Genomic DNA, 5,463 nt, shown 5'->3' with positions numbered 1-5,463 from the left:
CACGCCGCCAGCGTTCATCCTGAGCCAGGATCAAACTCTCAAATTAAAAGTTTAATCATTTACTCATATTACTTATAAAAGAATTGCTGGTTTACTTAAATTTATCTGTTTAATTTTCAAAGATCATTTCTTTATTTTGTTTGTCACCCTCAAGCGACTTTCTTAGTTTATCACTAAAAGTTTTTCTTGTCAACAACTTTTTTAAAAACTTTTTAATTTCTTAATAAGTTTGTTGTTGTTACTCAGTTGCACTTATCAGCAACGAAATTTATCTTAACATAATTAAAGTATAACTATAATTATCTTTCTGCTATTTTTATAATTTATTTTAATTTTTCTTTATTTAAATAAATAATTCTATTAAATTCACACAAAGATACACCTGGTTAAGTGTGTATCAAATTAATAGTTTATTTTATATCTCATATAAATATTAATCTTATTTATTAAAATTAAATAATACTATTAGAAAAATTTAATCTATTCAATTTTAATATTATATATGGTTAACTTTAAATCAACTATTTTTATACTTTTTATTATGATAAATTACAATATCAAGTGCAATACTTTATTGATTACAAAAAAAATAGCCCATACGGGCACGTTCATATTAAAGCAATAATTGCTAAAAAACACTTTAAAGGACATAATTATATGAGCTCTAAACATATTACTATAAATGAACGTTATTATATAGCAGAATATTTAAATTTAGGATGGAGTATATCTAAAATTGCTAAAGAATTAAATAGAAATAAAGGTACTATCTCAAGAGAAATTAAAAGAAATAATTCAAATGGAAAATATAGTGCACATTTAGCACAAGAATCATCTAAACTAAGAAAAACTAAATGTAAACCTCATGGTAAACTAGTTAATTCTAGTTTAGTTATTTATGTACAAGAAAAATTAAATAAGCATTGGTCACAAGAACAAATAGTTAGAAAGCTTATTTTAGATAATATTTCTAATAGAGTAACCATTTCTTTCAGTACTATTTATAGATAGATTTATTTTAAATTTATTGATAAATATCCCGTAGAACTGCTTCTCAGAAAAGATAAATCTTTAAAAGCTAAAGAAACTAGAGGTAAATTCAATATAGGTAAAACCATAAAAGATATACTAAAAGAAGTTCTTAAAAGAGAAACATTAAATCATTGGGAACTTGATACTGTAGTTTCAAGTATAGGTAAGACTAAAGTTTGTATAGTCACATATGTTGAAAGAAAAACTCGATTAGTAAAAATTAAATTGATGCCTAATAGAAAGGCTGATACTTTCAATAAATATTGCATTAAAGTTTTTAAGAATTTTGATAATAAAAGTATTAAAATACCTAACTGTTTATAGATGTAAAGAGTTTGCTGGATATTCTTATTCAGAAGAAGCATTAACGGTAGATGTCTTTTCTCCTGATTCCTATAATTCATGGCAAAGAGGCAGTAATGAAAATATCAATGAATTGATTAGAGAATTTTTCCCTAAAAAATTCGATTTTTCTACTATAACCCAAGAAAATGTATTAGATATAAAACTCTATTAGAAGCATTTAATGAATTATCAAACTAAGTATTGCACTTAGCTTGACAATTCGTCTTATAAAAAAAGATGATTTCTCTTATTAAAAGAAATCATCTTTTTAAATTTAAACTTTTATTTATTTAATTCTTTTTTAACTGCATCTGAAACAAATTGAACATTTGTACCAACTATTACCTGAACAGCTGTCTTACTTACTCTAACAACTCCCTTAGCTCCTAATGCTCTTAATTTAGCATCTTTAATAATTGTATTATCTTTAACTTCTAATCTTAATCTTGTAACACAATTATCTACTGATTTTATATTAGTTGACCCACCTAAAGCTTGAACATACTCTTTAGCTAAAGCAACCATATCTCCATTTATTGATGTATTTGATGAAAATTCTTCTTCATCATTTTCTCTACCAGGAGTTGGTATATCAAATTTAGTTATAACAAAATAGAATATTACAAAATAAACAGCTGCAACAGCTAATCCTATAGGTAATATTAGTATAGGATTTTTAGCATTTGGTAATCCATAATTTAATATATAATCAATAAATCCTGCTGAAAAACCAAAACCATGTAAAACTCCTAACATGCTTGTAACTGCCATAGATATTCCTGTTATAGCAGCATGTGCTACTAATAATACTGGTGATAAGAAAATAAATAAAAATTCTATCGGCTCAGTTATACCAGTTAAGAAACTTGTAAACGCTAAACTTGCTAACATACCTGCAACAGCTTTTTTCTTTTCTTTCTTAGCTGCAAAATATATTGCTAATGCAACAGCCGGTAATCCAAACATCATAACTGGATAAAATCCTGCTTGATAAGTTCCAGCTGTTGGATCTCCTGCAAAAAATCTATTTATATCTCCCGCCGCTCCATTAAATTCTCCTAATGTAAACCAAAAATATGTGTTCAACACATGATGTAATCCCATTGGAATTAATAATCTATTAAAGAATCCAAATACTCCAGCACCAATAGCTCCTAATCCAACTATTGACATACCAAATGAGTTAATTGCATTTTGAACTGTTGGCCATACAAATCCTCCAATAATTGATATTAAAATAATACATAAAGATGTCATAATAGGAACTAATCTTCTACCACCAAAGAATCCTAAGAATTCTGGTAATTTAGCATTTTTAAACTTATTATAACAGTATCCAGCTACTATACCCGCTATAATACCTCCAAAAGCATCATATTTTAATCCACCTGCTACATCTTCTCCAAGTCTAGCTATCCATAATGCATTTGAGGAATTAGTTAATACTAAATACCCTACTGCTCCTGCAAGTCCAGCCGCTCCGTTTCCATCATCTGACAAACCTATAGCTACTCCAATAGCAAAAATTAATGGAAGATTATCAAATAATGCTCCTCCAGCTTTTGCTATAACATTTCCATACTGAACAAAATTACCCAATCCAATAGCTTCAAATACATCAGGTTGCCCTAATCTTAATAAAAGTGCAGCAACTGGCAAAGTTGCTATTGGAAGCATTAATGCTTTACCTATCTTTTGTAGAAATCCCAAAATAGTTTTCCCCATAATAAAGTCCTCCTTTTTATTTTAATTAAGGCTTGTTAATTATAAAAGTATAATTGCGTATTTTAAAATAAAAAAAGCTGAAAAGGAAAACACTTAGTCCTTCTCAGCTTATGCCCAAATTAAATCGGTTACACGCCTTAATTCAATAAAATATTTTATTTATATTAATATGATATCATAATTAAATTCCCTTGTCAATTGAACTAATTATTAATTTAAAACGATATCATTTATTGTTTTTATAGTTAAATTTTAAAATAAATTAAATATTATTAATTTATTTTATACTTGACTGAAAATAAAAAAAACTATATAATAACAATAACATGTTACTGTTAAATCAGGCATAAGTTTATTTAGCTTATGCCTTTTTTTATTGTAATTTTTAAATTATGTATAGAAAGGATGTGAATTTCTTAATTTTTATAAAAAATTAAGAATATTATATGTTTGGATTTTTTAAAAAAGAATTAAAATTAATAGCTCCAGTAGATGGAACAACAATAGATTTATCAAAAGTACCAGATGAAGTTTTTGCTGGTAAAATGGCTGGAGATGGGGTAGCTATCGATCCAATAGGTGAAACTATTGTAGCTCCTGCTGATGGCGAACTTTCTTTAATTTTTAAAACTAATCATGCTTTTGCAATGACTTTAGATAATGGTGTTGAATTATTAGTACATATAGGAGTTGATACTGTTTCTTTAAATGGAGAAGGTTTTGAAAGATTAATAGAACCTGGCGTAAAAGTAAAAGCTGGTACTCCTATTATTAAAATAAATAAAGATTTTATTTTAAGCAAAGGTTTATCTTTAGCAACACCTATTTTAATAACTAATGTAGATATGGTTAAAGACTTAGTTCCTACTATAAATAAATCTGTTACTGCTGGAAATGATGTTGTTTTAACATATAAATTAAAATAAAAAAAAGAGGTTTAACCTCTTTTTTTTATTTTAATTTGAACTTGCTCTTAACCTTTCTATATGGATAGCAATGTACCCAATTTCATCACTAGCAACATCTAACTCTAATTCTTCTACTATCATAGCTGCAATTTCTACAGCTACATAATAAGATTGCGAATATTTTTCTATTATTATATCTAATAAATCATTTTTTATAATTTTATTATCTTTCATTCTTTTTACTGCAAATTTTAAATGAGTTGCAAAACGAGCATAATCTAGCGATTTTCTATTTATTTCTATATTAAAATAATCTTCTATAATTTCTACTGCAGTATTAACTATATAACTATATTTTATTGAATTAGCAACCTTTCCATTATTTCTAGCAGAATGTATATGTACTGCTATAAAACCTATTTCTCCATATGGTATATTTAAATTATATTTTTTTTCTATTTTCTTTATTATTTCTTCAGCTAACTTAAATTCCTTAGGATATAAACTTTCTATTTCAAATAAAAATGGATTATCTATTGATTCATTATTTTTTAATCTTTTCATAGTAAAAGATAAATGATCTATTAAGTTAATATGTATGCGTTCATTTAATTCTTCTTTTAACTCAAAAGCTATATAACATATTAGTTCCTCACATAAAGCTAAAAATTCTTTATCATTTCCTTCAATAACCTTATTAAAATTCTGTACATTTTCTTCTTGTTGAATAGAAAATATTTTATCTACTATTGTATTTTTTGTAATTGTTTGTCCATTTTTCTTATTAAATCCAATACCTTTCCCAAATAAAATCATTTCTTTTCCCTTGTTTTCAACTAAAACTATATTGTTATTAAAAGATTTTATTACATTATAATCCTCTTGCAATTCTTTACCCATATTTAACTCCCTTAAAAATATTTTAATTAATTACTTACTTTAATTATATACATAAAATATTTTTAATAAATAGTAAAAACAAAAAACCTCTCTAAAAAAATAGAGAGGTTTTGGTGGCTCACCAGGGAATCGAACCCTGGACACCATGATTAAAAGTCATGTGCTCTACCGACTGAGCTAGTGAACCATACTAACCTGGCAACCACCTACTCTCCCACACAGTCTCCCGTGCAGTACCATTGGCCTCCTAAGGCTTAACCTTCGTGTTCGGAATGGTAACGGGTGTTACCCTTAGGAGCATCATCACCAGATTTTAAGAACTTTTTGTTCTTTCAAAATTGCACTAAGTATTAAGTTTACTTTTATTTGGTCAAGCCCTCGACCTATTAGTATCAGTCAGCTGAACATGTTACCATGCTTACACCCCTGACCTATCAACCTTGTGTTCTTCAAGGGGTCTTACTAGCTTATGCTATGGGAAATCTCATCTTGAGGTGGGCTTCACGCTTAGATGCTTTCAGCGTTTATCCCTTCCCGACTTAGCTACCCAGCT

4 protein-coding genes, 1 tRNA gene and 2 rRNA genes are annotated in these 5,463 nt (G+C 27.4%); 2 read left to right on the top strand and 5 right to left on the bottom strand.

The annotated features are described in order from the left end of the window. Nucleotides 1–657 precede the first annotated feature (657 nt). Nucleotides 658–1,011, top strand: a complete 354-nt coding sequence (locus tag GBZ86_RS12105) for a helix-turn-helix domain-containing protein (protein WP_152891012.1) — start codon at nucleotides 658–660, stop codon at nucleotides 1,009–1,011. 648 nt (nucleotides 1,012–1,659) lie between these two features. On the opposite strand, the gene nagE is transcribed toward GBZ86_RS12105, so the two are convergent. Further along, nucleotides 1,660–3,102 carry an N-acetylglucosamine-specific PTS transporter subunit IIBC gene (gene nagE / locus GBZ86_RS12100; protein ID WP_152891011.1) on the bottom strand — a complete coding sequence of 481 codons (1,443 nt, stop codon included), beginning with the start codon at nucleotides 3,100–3,102 and terminating at the stop codon, nucleotides 1,660–1,662. A 446-nt stretch (nucleotides 3,103–3,548) separates the two neighbouring features. Here nagE and GBZ86_RS12095 point away from each other — a divergent pair, with 446 nt between their 5' ends. Then, on the top strand, nucleotides 3,549–4,028 hold the full coding sequence (locus GBZ86_RS12095) for a PTS sugar transporter subunit IIA (RefSeq protein ID WP_152891009.1): 480 nt from the start codon (nucleotides 3,549–3,551) through the stop codon (nucleotides 4,026–4,028). 30 nt (nucleotides 4,029–4,058) lie between these two features. Here the strand turns inward: GBZ86_RS12095 and GBZ86_RS12090 are convergent, their stop codons facing one another. From GBZ86_RS12090 to GBZ86_RS12075, 4 genes are all read right to left on the bottom strand, one after another. Beyond that, the gene (locus GBZ86_RS12090; protein ID WP_152891007.1) at nucleotides 4,059–4,910 is read right to left on the bottom strand and encodes a PRD domain-containing protein; all 852 of its coding nucleotides are present in this window, start codon (nucleotides 4,908–4,910) and stop codon (nucleotides 4,059–4,061) included. A gap of 111 nt (nucleotides 4,911–5,021) precedes the next feature. Beyond that, a tRNA-Lys gene (locus tag GBZ86_RS12085) sits at nucleotides 5,022–5,097 on the bottom strand. A 6-nt stretch (nucleotides 5,098–5,103) separates the two neighbouring features. Continuing rightward, a 5S ribosomal RNA gene (gene rrf, locus GBZ86_RS12080) occupies nucleotides 5,104–5,221 on the bottom strand. Nucleotides 5,222–5,276: 55 nt separating this feature from the next. After that, nucleotides 5,277–5,463, bottom strand: a 23S ribosomal RNA gene (locus GBZ86_RS12075); the annotation flags it as partial.

The sequence above is a fragment of the Clostridium tarantellae genome, assembly GCF_009295725.1.
In the GTDB taxonomy this organism is placed as follows: domain Bacteria; phylum Bacillota; class Clostridia; order Clostridiales; family Clostridiaceae; genus Sarcina; species Sarcina tarantellae.
The sequence above is the reverse complement of the archived record's forward strand: the minus strand, read 5'-3'. Positions and strand labels throughout refer to the sequence as shown.

What these genes read in the sequence shown, in the direction of transcription:
- GBZ86_RS12090 (WP_152891007.1), bottom strand. Translation starts at nt 4,910, where the DNA reads ATGGGTAAAGAATTGCAAGAGGATTATAATGTAATAAAATCTTTTAAT.
- nagE (WP_152891011.1), bottom strand. Translation starts at nt 3,102, where the DNA reads ATGGGGAAAACTATTTTGGGATTTCTACAAAAGATAGGTAAAGCATTA.
- GBZ86_RS12095 (WP_152891009.1), top strand. Translation starts at nt 3,549, where the DNA reads ATGTTTGGATTTTTTAAAAAAGAATTAAAATTAATAGCTCCAGTAGAT.
- GBZ86_RS12105 (WP_152891012.1), top strand. Translation starts at nt 658, where the DNA reads ATGAGCTCTAAACATATTACTATAAATGAACGTTATTATATAGCAGAA.